This is a genomic window from Acinetobacter sp. CIP 101934 (genome assembly GCF_000369585.1).
Lineage (GTDB): Bacteria > Pseudomonadota > Gammaproteobacteria > Pseudomonadales > Moraxellaceae > Acinetobacter > Acinetobacter schindleri.
The window spans coordinates 1,973,462-1,987,875 of record NZ_KB850094.1 but is presented as its reverse complement, the minus strand read 5'-3'; the positions used below and the strand labels follow the sequence as shown (position 1 = coordinate 1,987,875).

Below are 14,414 nucleotides of genomic sequence, written 5' to 3'. Positions count from 1 at the left end.
TCTAGATTTCACAGCTACTGTGCATAAATGGACATAGGGCATCCCGCATTTTATTTGAAATCGGGGTGCTTTTTCGTGTATGACGATCGACAAAAACATGTACAAAACTGCCTTGGGCAGCAGCCTGGTCGTTGCCTTGCTTAAAAATAGCCAGGTCATAAGTCAGGGAAGAGCCTCCTAGCTTGGCGATATTGACACCAACTTCAATCACTTCAGGATAAGACAGTTCCTGATTGAACTGACAACAGGAATTCACCACCAAACCGATATTCGGAGACGTTCGTGGGTCAAAACCGGCATGCTGGATCAGCAGGGCATTGGCTGCGGTATCAAAATAGCTGTAATAGGTGACATTATTGACATGACCATATAAATCATTGTCCGCCCAGCGGGTCTGGATGCTGAGGAAAAAAGTATATTGCTCACGGGTTTTGACAGGTGCTTTGCTCATGAATCATTTCTTATAAAAATTGAGATTAATTTAAGCTTCTAATTGGTAAACATTAGGCATAAATCGCCTGATAGATCTGTAAAGCATCCTCTACAGTCATATCACGTGGGTTGTTTTGCAGTAGTCGAGTTTGTTTCATGGCATCTTCAGCCAGCATCATTAACATATGCTCAGGAATATCCAGCTGAGCAAGTTTTAAAGGTAAACCACTGCGTTGCAGATGATTATTAAAATGATCAATAAACAGATCAGTTAAGCCATCATGACAGCCTTTACTGTGGGGATCGAGCCAGGTCATTAGTTCGGCATATTTCTGTTTGGCAGCAGGGGCATTAAACTTCAGTACTTCTGTCAGCACAATCGCATTGCTATGCCCATGGGACAGATGAAAATGCCCGCCAAGTGGATAAGCCAGTGCATGTACCGCACCAACAGGTGCGTTGGCAAAAGCCTGACCAGCCAGCATGGAACCGACCAGCATATTCTGGCGTGCTTCCAGGTCATCTCCATTATCCAGAACACGAGTCAGATTGTTGTTCAGGAGCTTTAATGCCTGTTTGGCCAGCATATCCGAATAGGGATTTTTCTTGATTTTCGATGTATACGCTTCTATGGCATGCACCATCGCATCAATGCCAGTCGCTGCCGTAATATGTTTAGGTAAACCACGGGTAAAGCTGGCATCCAGAATTGCAATATCAGCAAACAGCAAAGGCGAAACAATTCCGGTTTTGGTGGTTTCACCTGTGGTCACAATCGAAATGGGGGTGACTTCCGAACCGGTTCCTGCCGTAGTCGGGATTAGGATCAGTGGTAGACGTGGGCCTTCAACTTGATCGATACCATAGAGTTCATTCAGGCATTGGGTTTGCTGTGGATGGCTCAAGACCGCAATAATCTTGGCCACATCCAGTGAACTGCCACCACCAAAACCAATCACCACATCGATCTGTTCCTGACGGGCGAAAGAAATGGCATCCGCTATGATATGTTCTGGTGGATCTGCTTGCACATCGGCATAGATGGCATAATCCAGACCTGCTTCATTGATAATGTATAAAACTTCCTCATGCAGATTCTGCGCAATCATGCCTTGATCGGTCACCAGTAGCACGCGGACATATTTGCCTTTCTGTAGAATTTGGTGCAGCTCACGAATCGTGCCAAGTCCGGCAATGATGTTGGGAACAGTCTGAAATTGAAATCTTTGCATGGCTGCTTCCTTAATTTTTATCCAAATTCATATTATTGTGGCGTTGTGATATAGGATTCACTATACAAATAACTTAACATAAGAATCCTGAAAATAAAGTAGTGCTGAGGTTGTTTATGTCATCCAGAACGCCATTTAAGGTGTTATGTGTTTGTCTGGGAAATATTTGTCGTTCTCCCACGGCAGAGGTGGTCCTCAGACATTATTGCGATGTACATAATCTCAATATCATGATTGATTCGGCGGGAACCAGTAATTATCACCCGGGTAAAGCGCCTGATCTGCGTAGTCAGGAACATGCCCTAAAGCGTGGTTATGATCTGTCTGCATTGCGTGCCCGTCAGCTGACTCTACAGGATTTCCTTGATTTTGATCTGATGCTCGCGATGGATGAAGACAATCTCAGGGATATTCTTGCACTTCAGAAACGTGCTCAACGACAACTTGGCCAATTACGTGCTGAAGTCGCCCTGATGAGTGAATATGATTCTGACTATCCAAAACAGGCAGTACCCGATCCTTATTATGGCGGTGCTGAGTGTTTTGAACGTGTACTCAATCAGTGTGAATCCAGCAGTCTTGCGTGGATCGATGTCTTTAAAATGCAACAAAAAGAGCTTAAGGTTTAAGTCATGCAAATCCAAACACAGGTTCAACTTAAACCTTTTAATACTCTCAGTCTGGATGCAATTGCATCACATTACTGCAAAATTCAATCAAATGATGATCTGATTCAGGCTCTGGATTTTGCCAAACAGCAACAGCTGAATGTTCTGATTCTGTCTGGTGGTAGCAATATGCTTTTACCGGAACAGATTCATGCACTGGTATTGCATATGGACATTCAGGGCATTGAACTGCTGGATGCGGATGATCAGGTGCAACGCCTTCGTGTTGGAGCAGGCCAGAGTTGGCATGATTTTGTATTATGGACCACACAGCAAGACTTTTATGGCCTGCAAAATCTGGCTTTAATTCCAGGTCTTGTTGGTGCTTCGCCAGTACAAAATATTGGTGCCTATGGGGTAGAGGTCGGGGAATTTATTGAAAGCGTTGAAGTCTATGATCGTGAAAATCACAGTTTTAGCTCAATCAAAGCAGCAGATTGTGACTTCGCCTACCGTCATAGTATCTTTAAAGATCATCCGGGTCGTTACATTATTACCCATGTCATCTTCCGTCTGTTGAAACAGCCGGAGCTTAAACTCAATTATGGTGACCTGAAAACAGCAGTGGGTGAGGAACAGACGCCAGAAAATCTGGAGCGCCAAGTGATTCAGATTCGTCAGAGCAAATTGCCTGATCCTAAAGAATATCCAAATGTGGGTAGTTTCTTTAAAAATCCAGTAGTTGATTTACAATTCTTTGACCAAATTGCTCAACAATTTCCGAATTTACCTCATTATCCACAGCCAAATAATCAAGTTAAAATGGCAGCCGGCTGGTTAATTGACCAAAGCGGATGGAAAGGTAAACAGCTGGGGTCAGTCGGTATGTTCCATAAGCAGGCGCTGGTGCTGGTGAATTATGCCAATGCCTCGCTCAAGGACGTGCGTGCAACCTACCAAGCCGTACAGGCGGATGTTCAGGAAAAATTTGGGGTTCTGCTTGAACCGGAGCCAGTTTTATTTGCTGAAAATGGCATGATCCGCTCACATCAGGATTAAAGGATAAATAGATGGATAAAGCACACTGGATGGTTCGAATAGTTCAAGTAGTCTCAGTACTATTTGTGCTGTGCGCACTGTTCGTAGTCTTTCTTTATTCGCCGTTTTATTCACATCTGGTGGTCAAAGGACTGAACTATTTTGTTCCGGTCGAGGTCAATCAGATCGCGGCTGAAAGCCAGAAACAGGCTTCCTTAAGTGTTAATGAAACACTGGAGCCAGGTTCTGAGCTATGGATTGCGCGTCAGGCCTATCTCAAGGTGATGGAAGAAGATATTTCCAAAAATCAGTCACAGAACCTGTCACTGATTCAGGCACGCTATAAAGCTTTACAGCAGTTACTTGAAGATGAACGTGAAGCTGAGGCAGAAAAATCTGAACAGCAGAAAGTTCAGGTACCATTGCTGGTGACTGAAACAGAAGCAGCTGATGTAGTAGAACCAGATGATCTGACTGAATTGTTAAGCTTGAGCAGTGATGAAAATGCTGCCCAGATGGGACAGTTTATAGAATTCTTGAAAAGCTATGATGTTGAACAGCATCAGCAAAATATTGCGCAAATGACCAATGTGGAATTTGCCGAAGACCTCGCGACTTTAAATCATGGCCAAAAGCCAGTGCAGGATGAGATGTCCAAACCTTATGCTATTGTGGTCTTGGGCGGCGGTTTGACCCTGCATGAAAATGGCAAAGATATTATCGTCAATGACTATACTCGTCTGCGCCTGGAAAAAACCCTGGAAACCGAAAAACAGTATGATCTGCCGATTGTTTTGAGTGGTGTAGAAGCACCGTATATGCAACGCTGGTTGCAGGCCTATGACGTAGATGCCAAACTTCTTGAAGACCGTAGTATGAATACCTGTGAGAATTCTCGTTTCAGCTCATTGCTGTTACAGAAGAAGGGTGGAGCCCCTACGGTGATCTTGATCACGGACCGCTATCATATGCCGCGTACACGCCGTCTGTTCGCACTTAACGGTATTCAGACCATTCCGGTGGAAGCGCCAATGCCAAATTCACTTACTACATGGCGTCCAAGTGTTAAAAACTATGATCATAGCCGACGGGCTAACTATGAACTCTTAGCAACACTTCGGGATGTGTGGTTTGGATCAAGTGACTGTCGGGAGGTACCTTAATGTCAGATATCCCATTTTTAAACCCGACAATTCTCAAACAGCTGGAATTACCAGTCCCCAACCGGGATATTACACCACAGCTGTTGCAACCATTAAATCTGAATCGGGACATGCAGTCTACGCTGGAATTACAGGCTTACCGGAAACTGTATGGTTTTGACCTGCTCAATGCGAAACACTGGCAAGGTTATGTGCAAATGCCATTGTTTAAATTGCATGTGCAAGTCTTTGAGCCGGATCTGACCGAAAGCCGTTTTGATAAAATTCAGGGAACGGTGTTTCTATTGCATGGCTATCTAGAACATAGCGGGATCTATCAGCCAATTGTCAAAGAGCTACTGGAAGAAGGGTTTAGTGTACTCACCTTTGATTTGCCGGGGCACGGTTTGAGTAATGGTTCATCAGCCAATATTCAGAACTTTGACCATTATCAGCAGGTATTGCATGCAGTACACCGTTATGTACGTCATGCAACGCAGTTGCCTAAACCATGGTTAGGTATCGGACAAAGTACTGGTGGTGCAATCTGGATGCACCACTTGCTGGAGTTTGCAGAACGTCGTGAAAATCCCTTTGTAGATCGCGTACTGCTACTTTCACCACTGATTCGTCCAGCTAAAACAGCATGGTGGCATAACTCTGTAGGTCTCGGGATTATTCGCCGGATTAAGCGTGAAGTACCACGCCATTTCAGACGTAATAACCATAACCCTGAATTCCTGCGCTTTGTACGTTTAAAAGATCCATTACAACCCCGTATGATGGGCATGGACTGGATTCTCGCGATGTCACGCTGGATGCAGCAGATGGAAGACCGGCCAGCTTGCCGTATTCCGGTATGGCTGGCACAGGGTGCGCAGGATCAGACGGTGGATTGGCGTTATAATATCGAATTTATTCGGCGTAAATTCCGCCTGCAGACATTGTTGATGTTAGAGGAAGGTTCGCATCAGTTGATTAATGAGCGCGCTGATATTCGTGCGGCACTGACCGGTCTGATTCCAGCCTTTCTGCATGCGCAGGGTGGTCGAACTTATTATTAAGTTCAGATGATGAATAGTAGATAAGGCGATTCTAAAGAATCGCCTTTTTCATTTAGAAGTACTTAAAATTTTTCTGCAGTTGCGATATTCCACATACGGTAATAAAAGTTTTCTTCATCACGATTTTCACAATGGAGGAGCTCATTTTCCTTCATCCAGAAGTGCAATTGTGCATAGTTTTTAATCTCATGGCTGTTGATGCGTTGAGCCAGTTGATGAGGTTTAATACCAGATGGATGACAAACACCAGCAGAAGCGATCATTTCGGAGAGGGCTTTAAGGGTGCTTTTATGATAATTATAAACCCGTTCTGCCTTGCTTGGCACATGTAGCGCCTTTTGGCGGCTCTTATCCTGAGTAGTGACACCAACCGGACACTGGTTAGTATGACAGCTTTGCGCTTGAATACAGCCAATAGCAAACATAAAACCACGCGCTGAGTTGACCCAGTCTGCACCAATGGCGATCGTACTGGCGATATCGAATGCACTAATGATCTTGCCGCTTGCACCAATTTTGATCTGTTTGCGTAATCCTGCACCCACTAATGTGTTATGAACGAACAATAAGCCTTCACGTAGGGGGACACCAATATTATCAATCATCTCAATCGGTGCTGCACCTGTACCGCCTTCTGAACCATCGACCACAATGAAGTCTGGCAGGATTTTGGTATGCAGCATCGCTTTGACGATACTCATAAATTGCCAAGGCTGCCCCAGACATAGCTTAAAACCAACCGGTTTGCCACCAGACAGCTCACGTAATTGCTGAATGAATTCCATCATTTCAATTGGGGTGCCAAACGCAGGATGACTGGCTGGCGAAACACAGTCATGTTCGCGGCTAACTCCGCGAATCTCGGCAATTTCCTCAGAAATCTTGGCTTTTGGAAGAATCCCACCGTGTCCTGGTTTCGCACCTTGAGACAACTTGATTTCAATCATTTTCACTTGTGGAATTTTGGCTTTCTCCGCAAATTTGACCGGATCAAACTGGCCGTCCAGTGTACGACAACCAAAGTAAGCACTACCAATTTCCCAAACCAGGTCTCCGCCATTTTCCAGATGATAAGGGCTAATACTGCCTTCACCCGTATCATGGTAGAAATTGCCCATTTTGGCACCCAGATTAAGCGCGCGGATGGCATTGGCACTCATACTGCCAAAACTCATGGCGGAAATATTCATGATTGAAGCACTATAAGGCTGCTTGCATTGTTCATTGCCAATCGTAATCCTGAAAGTTGCTGGATCTGCGGGTGGGCAAGGGATAATCGAATGCGTGACAAACTTATAGTCATGGTTATAGACATCAATAATTGAACCAAAAGGCTTGTCAGAATTTTCATTTTTAGCGCGTTGATAAACCAGACTGCGCTGCATACGGGAAAAAGGCAGGGCATCCTGATCGGCTTCAATAAAGTACTGGCGAATTTCAGGGCGGAACTCTTCAAATAGGAAGCGGAAATGACCCATAATCGGATAATTCCTGAGAATAGAATGCCGGTGTTGTAGTACATCATATAGCCCCACCACACTCAGAACAGCGCTAATAATCCACAGCGTATTGACCAGCGTTTGAGGCATGAAATAGTAAATATAGCGGGGCGAATAGCCGATATGAAAGCCGGTAAATACCAACGCAATAAAGATACAAAGGAACCAGATGGAATAGCGTGAAAAGAAGGTATTCAGCAGTTTATGCCGGACAAGTTGAGCTGGATTTGCCATAAAATCTTGATTCCCTGTTGTTCTTATCAGACCTTCAGATTTTCAAGGCTTGGCGGTTTTATACAAGAACAAAATTGTTATTCGATTTTATAGGTTTAACTTGGAAAGATGGTTTGGATTGAAAATTAATCAAAATGGATATGTTTAGCAGGAAAAATCCTATGAAAAAAATCTGCAAAAGGCATCGCTTCTTTTTATTTCACATGCAGGAAAAGCTGGTTTAAAGTTATTTTATCCAATAGCGGGGGAGATGGTATGACGAAGAAATCAATCCGGTTCAATACTGCAGAGCTGGCGTGCTCATGTATGTAATGCCCTTAACTATGAAACTTCCTTACTGCATATATCTGGGGGAACAAGACAGATATATGCAGGATCAGCAGCCGATTAACCAGAACAATAACAAAAACAATATAAAAAATTATGAGTCCCGGGAATGGGACTTTTTTATGTCAGTTTTTATGCTTCGTCTTGTTGATATACGGCTCGGGAAACGTGCTCAGGTTCAATTTTTTGAATTTTGTTACCAAAGCTGCGTAGCCACCATACCAGCTGTGAAGTAAAAGGAACCGTGGCACTAATAAGAGCCATACCATGATCAAGTTTTTCAATCTGTTGGTCGCGGCTGAGCTGGCTTTCTTCAAAATAATGTGCATCTGCTTCAGGCATGTGCAGCTTCAGCATGACATTTTCAGTAGGCTGGTCAAAGTTGACCCGGAAGCCCAAAGCACCGGATTCAATATATTCATCAATATCAAAGTTCACCGGATGCAGGGCACGCGTATTTAAAACATTCGCAGACTTAAAGCGGTGCAAGGCAAAGGTCTGAATATCGGATTTGTCATGACGGGTACATACCAGATAAATGATCGAACCTTTCTGTACTAATGCCAGCGGATTAAGAATATAGGTTTTTTCTTCACTATTTTGCCCACGACCCTGATAGATACATTCCAGCTGCTTGTCCTGTAACAGACCTTCATAAACCGCCTGTTGTGCCTGACGGTCGACAACAGGTGGAATCAGCGGCTGAGTCGCAGGAACGATACGGACCCGGTTAATCCATTGTCGTACATTGTTCTGGGTTGACAGGCTGCGACGTGCGAGATCAAACCAGGGATTCATTTCTTCAATCAGACTGGGTGGTAACAGATGTTTGAGATGTTCCTCAACCATCATAAACGTCACTGCTTGTGAACTGGTCATGTGCGGCAGACTTTGAATCGGTGCATCGGAACGCCAACGCCAGCCCTGTGGAATAGTTTTGCTGCTTTCAATGGGAAAACGCTGCGCAATCTGATTCAGGTCACGCTGAATAGTGCGCAAACTAATTTCCACACCTTCACGTTCCAGGATTTCCTGCAATTCGCGAGTGCCCATCCATTTCCCGGTCGTCAGGCGCGATAAAATTTGCCATTGGCGATAAAGGCTATTCGAAGTTTCTTTTTCTTGTGCGGTCATAAGCTGAAATCAGGATCTGCAAATTGAGAAAAAATCATTAACACAATAAAAAATCTCTATTTTTTTCGCAAGTATTTTAAGTAATCGAGAATAGCAGAATAGATACACATTGGTGCAAAAATGCCATTGAGTCACTTGGAATTAAAGGGATTAATGGTAAGTACAAAAATACCGCATGGCATGGATATTGCTTTGTTAAATATACAATTTGATTACAATACGACGAGGTTTGTATGCTAAAAGAAACCCAGGATACAAATATCACAACGACTATAGAAAATTTTACAACAACGGCGATTAACACTAATTTTACAGAATCGAAGGACACGGTAGCAACTCACACAGGCAAACCTCTACAAGTGCTGCAGCAGATGGCATCTAAATTCTTTAATGAAATGCGTGATGACCAGAATATGAATGGTCTGGCTGGGCAAAAAATCGAAGAGTGGCTGTCAAAGCATACTTTAGATGAGCTTAACACCCTGAATAAATTGGCAAAAGAACATTTTCTTTATGAAGGAATTACCTTCACGGTTTATGGAGATGAAGAAGGCACCGAACGTACCATCCCTTTTGACATTATTCCACGCGTGATTGCACGCAAGCAATGGAATATGGTGGCACTCGGTTGTGAACAGCGTGTTAAAGCCCTGAACCTGTTTTTGCATGACATCTATCATCAGCAGGACATCCTCAAAGCTGGGATTGTGCCTGAGCTGCAAGTGCTGACCCATGAGGCTTATCAGCCACACATGTATCAGCATAGTCTAAAAGGCAGCATTTATAGTCAGATCAGTGGCATTGATATTATCCGTGACTCAAAGGGTGAATTCTATGTACTTGAAGATAACCTAAGGACCCCTTCAGGTGTGTCTTATATGCTGGAAAGCCGCAAGATCAGTGAAAAGCTGATGCTGGGCCTGTTTGAACAGACACCTATTGCTGGTATAGAGCAATACCCACATTTACTCAAAGAAATTCTGGCAGAAAACTCAGCTGTCGATAATCCCTTTATCGTGGTCCTGACTCCGGGCCGTTTTAATAGTGCCTACTATGAACATGCTTTCCTGGCAAGGGAAATGGATGTGCCATTAGTGACATCACGTGACCTTTATGTAGAGAACGCGAAAGTTTATGTAAAAACTATACGTGGTCGTCAGCAGGTAGATGTTATTTATAGACGTGTCGATGATGCCTATATCGATCCGCTTTGTTTTAAACCTGATAGTACCCTTGGCGTACCAGGCCTGATGTCTGCCTATTTGCAGCACAACGTTGTTATTGCGAATGCACCGGGAACCGGTGTAGCAGATGACAAGTCGATCTATCCTTATGTGGATAAGATGATTAATTTCTACCTTGGCGAACAACCCATTTTGAAGAATGTTCCAACTTATCAATGCCGTGAGGCTAAAGATCTCAGTTATGTATTGGCGCATCTTGATGAGCTGGTTGTGAAAGAAGCCCAAGGTTCAGGTGGCTATGGCATGCTGATCGGTCCACAGGCGTCTAGACAGCAGATTGAAACCTTTAGAGAGAAAATCATGGCTGCGCCACATTTATATATTGCCCAACCAACGCTGGATCTGTCCGTCAGCCCAACCTTAACCAATTATGGCATTGCAGAACGTCATATTGATTTGCGTCCATTTGTACTCAGCTCACCTTATCGTACTGAAATCGTACCAGGTGGACTGACACGTGTAGCAATGCAAGCAGGTTCGCTGGTCGTGAATTCCTCCCAAGGCGGTGGCATTAAAGACACCTGGATTGTTGATAACCTCCATTCATAAAAATAGCAAAGAAGGAATTTGTCATGCTCTTACTTAATTCCAATGCGCAACACATTTTTTGGTTGGGTCGCTACTTATCAAGAACACAGTTTTTATGTGCCCATTTTCCATTTTTAGAAGATGATGCGGCAGTCGCATATGCGCATGCATTCTGCCTGCCAGCCTTTGATGCCAGTTCGCTAAATGAACTGGTGCTGGATCCGGCTCAACCTTATTCATTCCATCAACAGTTTAAAGTGGCCCGTGACAATATTCAGGAACTACGTGGTGTACTGTCTGCCAAAGCTTATGCAGAACTGAACCGCCTGATTCGTACTGCTGATCAGAATGCCGGTTATATCTGTGATGTCGTGACAGATTGTCAGGATATTCTGGAAGGTGAAGCTCCGGATGTGTTTCTGTTTTTTAGTCTGGGTCAATGTCTGGAAAAGCTTGATCAGGAGCTACGTCTAGGTGAAGACACCACCACTACAATTGCAAAAATTGATTATGTGATTGAATCTTTGGTTGAGATGGGCTGGTCAGATCTGAATGAATACTGGAACCAGCTACGTGACCATACAGACCTGATCAATTTTTATCAATTCAGTGATTATATTCATCATATGTTTGAGATTAATGTATGAAGTTGATGGTGAATCACCAAACACATTATAGTTATACCGAGACTGTCACCAGTAGTATTCAGTACATTAAGATGATGCCTTCCAGTAATGTACATCAGCAGGTACATTCCTGGGATGTCAGCGTGCCGGGCAGTCGGGAGCTGAGCCGGGATGCCTTTCATAATTTGTGGATTACCAGTACTCAGCGCACACCTTATCAGTACTTAATCATTATGGCGCAAGGTATAGTCGATTTAAATCCCTTGAATAATGATCAGGGAATGAATGATCAGATCAATCCAAACCTGTTCTTGCAGCCGACTTCAACTACTCAGTGCAATGAGGAGATGAAGGACTTTGTAAAACAGTATGTGCCAGTTTCAACACGTCTAAATCTGATCGCCTTGGCTCAGGCGGTATTGGAGCATGTACCGTATATAACAAATAGTAGCTCGGTACATGGATCCGCCATTGATGCTTTTGAGGCGAAACAGGGTGTCTGTCAGGATCATGCTCATATTTTCATTGCCATGTGCAAATATCTGGGCTTACCGGCACGTTATGTTTCGGGTTATTTGTATGCTCAAAATACTTCTCATCTGGCCAGTCATGCCTGGGCAGAGGTATTTATTGACCAAGCTTGGTATTGCTTTGATGTAAGTAATCAGTTATTTGTACCTAGTGCACATATTTATGTTGCCATTGGGCGCGACTATTGGGACGTCGCGCCGGTACGTGGGGTAAGAGAAAAGGGCGGAGTGGAATCCATGCATTCCATCGTCCAGGTTCTAAGTTGTTAGTAAGGACAAAAAATGACTTATTGTTGTGCGCTTCGTTTGGAGCAGGGGATGGTGTTCATTAGTGACACTCGGACAAATGCGGGTGTAGATCATATATCGGTGTTTCGCAAATTATATACCTTTGGTATTCCGGGTGAGCGCGTCATTGTTATTCAGGCATCAGGAAATCTGGCTACGACACAAGCGGTGATCGGGCATATTAAAAATCAGCTGGAACTGAATCAGGAACCTAATATTCTCAGCTTGCATACCATGTTTGAAGTCGCGGAACTGGTCGGCCGTACCTTGAAGCATGTGATTGAAAGTGTAACTACAGATACCATGGAGCAAAGCAACTATTATTGCAGCTTATTGGTGGGAGGTCAGATTGCCGGACAAGATATGCAGCTCTATCATATTTATCCACAAGGCAACTTTATCTGTGCAACCAGTGATACGCCGTATTTCCAGATCGGGGAAAGTAAATATGGCAAGCCAATTCTGGATCGGGCACTCAGCTATGATATGCCGCTAGATGAAGCACTGCGATGTTCACTGATTTCTTTCGCTTCGACTTTACGTTCCAATGTTTCCGTAGGTATGCCGTTGGATGTGCTGGTTTATCATAAAGACACATTTGAAATTCCGGCAGGTAAACGCATTCAGGAAGATGATGAATATTTCACCAAAATCAGTAAGCAGTGGTCGGATACTTTGAAGAAAGGTTTACAGGAATTACCTAAGCCAACTTTAGATTATTTTCAATAAAACTATCTATCTGTTTGATATCACGTTACAGTGGCATGGTAAATTTAAGAAAATTTAAATTACAGAGGTTAGCATGCATCATTTTTGTTATGCCAGTCAGAGTACCTCTGATAAGTCGAATTTGCTCGATGACTTAACGGATATTCTGGCCGAAGCACGAGATTTTAATTATCGTCACGATATTACTGGGGCGTTATATTTTGCAGATGGCTATTTTTTTCAATGTCTTGAAGGTAAATTGGAACATCTGAATGTATTATTTGAAAAGCTAAGTAAAGATCCACGGCATGAGAATATCAAACGTTTTGAAATGCGTCCGCTTGAGCAGATTAATTTTGCCGGCTGGTCGATGAAGTATATTTCACGACGCGATGAAATCCGGGACTTTTGTACAAATATGGGTTTTAATGACTTTACACCACATAGTTTTGAACAAGTGCATGTAGACGCGCTATTAACTCAGCTACAAACTCAAGACCAAGAAGAAACTACAGAAAATTAAATTAAAAAGCCCAATTAATATTGGGCTTTTTAATGCACGGTATTTTAAACCAGTTTTCGGACTGGGCGTGCAGACATACGACACAGCAATTCATAGCCGATAGTGCCATTTGCTTCAGCGACATCATCGACCAGACGGGTTTTACCCCACAGTTCTACTTCAGTGCCAAGCTGCAGACTGAGATCAGTTGCATCTATCGCGATCATATCCATTGCGACACGACCAATCACGCGAGTCTGTTGTCCATTAATTGTGACATAATTCTGTTTCGGGAAGGCGCGTGGATAACCATCACCATAGCCAATTGAAACAATAGCCAATGTCATGTCCTGATCTGCGGTGAAAGTTGAACCATAGCCGACATGTTCACCCGTTTTGATATTATTCAATGCAATCACTTCGGCAGTAAACGTCATGACTGGTTTTAGATCCAGATCATGTACAGTTTTGTCTGCGAATGGAGTCGCGCCGTAGAGCATGATGCCCGGACGAACAAAGTCAAAATGCAATTCTGGATATTTATAGATCGCAGCTGAGTTACAGCAAGAACCCATTAAAGGTGCGCAGTCATTTTTTACTTCAAGAAACTGCTGGATTTGCTGTTCATTGAGTGGATGTTCCGCATCAGCATTGGCAAAGTGCATCGCCAGCACGCAGGTAAAACCTTCTGCTTTTAATTGATTGATCACATTTTTAATCACATCAATTTTAAAACCAAGACGGTTCATACCGCTGTTGAGTTTTACCCAAACTTTTAAGCCTTTCGCAATATAGGCTTCTTTATTTGCCAGTAACCAGTCCAGTTGTGGCTGATGATGCACAATGACTTCAATATTCTGAGCGATCACAACCTGCATTTCATCTGCAGAGAAAATGCCTTCGATTAGGGTAATGGGTTGCTGATAGCCGAGTGCACGAATTTCCAGTGCTTCCTGAAGGCAGGCGACACCGAAGGCATCGCTATCTTTTAAGGCTGCTAAGCAGTCTTTAACTCCATGTCCGTAAGCATTGGCTTTAACCATGCTGACGATTTTAGCGGTTGGGGCAAGTTGTTTGACACGGTTTAAATTATATTGCAGTGCTGTACTGTCAATATAAACTGTTGCTTGGCGCACCCTAGATACTCCTGCGGGATGACAAAATGATGTTGTGTGAAATACACAAAAGAGGGAGAGAAATAACTGTTTTGATAAAACAAAATCAGTCATTTCAAAACTGTAAATATTGTAGTCCTATCTGCCACAAATGGACATGCTC

General features: G+C 43.5%; 14 protein-coding genes. 9 read left to right on the top strand and 5 right to left on the bottom strand.

All coding sequences use genetic code 11. The features are described from left to right. Position 1: 1 nt before the first annotated feature. Positions 2-451, bottom strand: a complete 450-nt coding sequence (locus F899_RS09770; protein ID WP_004815666.1) for an acyl-CoA thioesterase — start codon at positions 449-451, stop codon at positions 2-4. A gap of 52 nt (positions 452-503) precedes the next feature. Continuing rightward, positions 504-1,664, bottom strand: a complete 1,161-nt coding sequence (locus tag F899_RS09765) for an iron-containing alcohol dehydrogenase (RefSeq protein ID WP_005222457.1) — start codon at positions 1,662-1,664, stop codon at positions 504-506. 116 nt (positions 1,665-1,780) lie between these two features. On the opposite strand from F899_RS09765, the gene F899_RS09760 reads away from it, so the two are divergent. From F899_RS09760 to F899_RS09745, 4 genes are read left to right on the top strand one after another with little or no spacing between them, the layout of a single operon-like run. After that, entirely contained in the window at positions 1,781-2,293 is a 513-nt protein-coding gene (locus F899_RS09760) for a low molecular weight protein-tyrosine-phosphatase (protein WP_005222455.1), read from the top strand. A gap of 3 nt (positions 2,294-2,296) precedes the next feature. Continuing rightward, positions 2,297-3,331 (top strand): UDP-N-acetylmuramate dehydrogenase, encoded by a 1,035-nt coding sequence (murB, locus tag F899_RS09755; protein WP_004815672.1) that lies wholly within the window; start codon positions 2,297-2,299, stop codon positions 3,329-3,331. 11 nt (positions 3,332-3,342) lie between these two features. Next, positions 3,343-4,473, top strand: coding sequence for a YdcF family protein (locus tag F899_RS09750; RefSeq protein WP_005222452.1), 1,131 nt, complete (start codon positions 3,343-3,345; stop codon positions 4,471-4,473). Beyond that, positions 4,473-5,516 (top strand): alpha/beta hydrolase, encoded by a 1,044-nt coding sequence (locus F899_RS09745; protein WP_005222451.1) that lies wholly within the window; start codon positions 4,473-4,475, stop codon positions 5,514-5,516. Before F899_RS09750 ends, F899_RS09745 begins: the two co-directional genes overlap by 1 nt. A 62-nt stretch (positions 5,517-5,578) precedes the next feature. On the opposite strand, the gene F899_RS09740 is transcribed toward F899_RS09745, so the two are convergent. Both F899_RS09740 and F899_RS09735 read right to left on the bottom strand, forming a co-directional pair. Continuing rightward, positions 5,579-7,249, bottom strand: a complete 1,671-nt coding sequence (locus F899_RS09740; protein ID WP_004815676.1) for an FMN-binding glutamate synthase family protein — start codon at positions 7,247-7,249, stop codon at positions 5,579-5,581. A gap of 459 nt (positions 7,250-7,708) precedes the next feature. Then, positions 7,709-8,710, bottom strand: coding sequence for a helix-turn-helix transcriptional regulator (locus F899_RS09735; protein ID WP_005222449.1), 1,002 nt, complete (start codon positions 8,708-8,710; stop codon positions 7,709-7,711). Between the two features lie 233 nt (positions 8,711-8,943). On the opposite strand from F899_RS09735, the gene F899_RS09730 reads away from it, so the two are divergent. The 5 genes from F899_RS09730 to F899_RS09710 all read left to right on the top strand — a co-directional run bounded on the left by F899_RS09730 (position 8,944) and on the right by F899_RS09710 (position 13,157). Further along, positions 8,944-10,503 (top strand): circularly permuted type 2 ATP-grasp protein, encoded by a 1,560-nt coding sequence (locus tag F899_RS09730; RefSeq protein ID WP_005222447.1) that lies wholly within the window; start codon positions 8,944-8,946, stop codon positions 10,501-10,503. 23 nt (positions 10,504-10,526) lie between these two features. Next, a complete protein-coding gene (locus F899_RS09725; RefSeq protein ID WP_004892897.1) occupies positions 10,527-11,129 on the top strand; it encodes an alpha-E domain-containing protein in 603 nt (200 codons plus the stop codon). Then, positions 11,126-11,908 (top strand): transglutaminase family protein, encoded by a 783-nt coding sequence (locus F899_RS09720; RefSeq protein WP_005222444.1) that lies wholly within the window; start codon positions 11,126-11,128, stop codon positions 11,906-11,908. The genes F899_RS09725 and F899_RS09720 overlap by 4 nt, the downstream gene beginning before the upstream one ends. Before the next feature lie 12 nt (positions 11,909-11,920). Further along, positions 11,921-12,655, top strand: coding sequence for a proteasome-type protease (locus F899_RS09715; RefSeq protein ID WP_005222442.1), 735 nt, complete (start codon positions 11,921-11,923; stop codon positions 12,653-12,655). A gap of 73 nt (positions 12,656-12,728) precedes the next feature. Continuing rightward, positions 12,729-13,157 carry a BLUF domain-containing protein gene (locus tag F899_RS09710; RefSeq protein WP_004815687.1) on the top strand — a complete coding sequence of 143 codons (429 nt, stop codon included), beginning with the start codon at positions 12,729-12,731 and terminating at the stop codon, positions 13,155-13,157. A 44-nt stretch (positions 13,158-13,201) separates the two neighbouring features. On the opposite strand, the gene alr is transcribed toward F899_RS09710, so the two are convergent. Continuing rightward, a complete protein-coding gene (gene alr, locus F899_RS09705; protein WP_005222437.1) occupies positions 13,202-14,272 on the bottom strand; it encodes an alanine racemase in 1,071 nt (356 codons plus the stop codon). Positions 14,273-14,414 lie beyond the last annotated feature (142 nt).

Bases quoted from the DNA above. Each gene is read 5' to 3' on its own strand.
- F899_RS09770 (WP_004815666.1), bottom strand. From the start codon at position 451: ATGAGCAAAGCACCTGTCAAAACCCGTGAGCAATATACTTTTTTCCTC.
- F899_RS09765 (WP_005222457.1), bottom strand. From the start codon at position 1,664: ATGCAAAGATTTCAATTTCAGACTGTTCCCAACATCATTGCCGGACTT.
- F899_RS09760 (WP_005222455.1), top strand. From the start codon at position 1,781: ATGTCATCCAGAACGCCATTTAAGGTGTTATGTGTTTGTCTGGGAAAT.
- murB (WP_004815672.1), top strand. From the start codon at position 2,297: ATGCAAATCCAAACACAGGTTCAACTTAAACCTTTTAATACTCTCAGT.
- F899_RS09750 (WP_005222452.1), top strand. From the start codon at position 3,343: ATGGATAAAGCACACTGGATGGTTCGAATAGTTCAAGTAGTCTCAGTA.
- F899_RS09745 (WP_005222451.1), top strand. From the start codon at position 4,473: ATGTCAGATATCCCATTTTTAAACCCGACAATTCTCAAACAGCTGGAA.
- F899_RS09740 (WP_004815676.1), bottom strand. From the start codon at position 7,249: ATGGCAAATCCAGCTCAACTTGTCCGGCATAAACTGCTGAATACCTTC.
- F899_RS09735 (WP_005222449.1), bottom strand. From the start codon at position 8,710: ATGACCGCACAAGAAAAAGAAACTTCGAATAGCCTTTATCGCCAATGG.
- F899_RS09730 (WP_005222447.1), top strand. From the start codon at position 8,944: ATGCTAAAAGAAACCCAGGATACAAATATCACAACGACTATAGAAAAT.
- F899_RS09725 (WP_004892897.1), top strand. From the start codon at position 10,527: ATGCTCTTACTTAATTCCAATGCGCAACACATTTTTTGGTTGGGTCGC.
- F899_RS09720 (WP_005222444.1), top strand. From the start codon at position 11,126: ATGAAGTTGATGGTGAATCACCAAACACATTATAGTTATACCGAGACT.
- F899_RS09715 (WP_005222442.1), top strand. From the start codon at position 11,921: ATGACTTATTGTTGTGCGCTTCGTTTGGAGCAGGGGATGGTGTTCATT.
- F899_RS09710 (WP_004815687.1), top strand. From the start codon at position 12,729: ATGCATCATTTTTGTTATGCCAGTCAGAGTACCTCTGATAAGTCGAAT.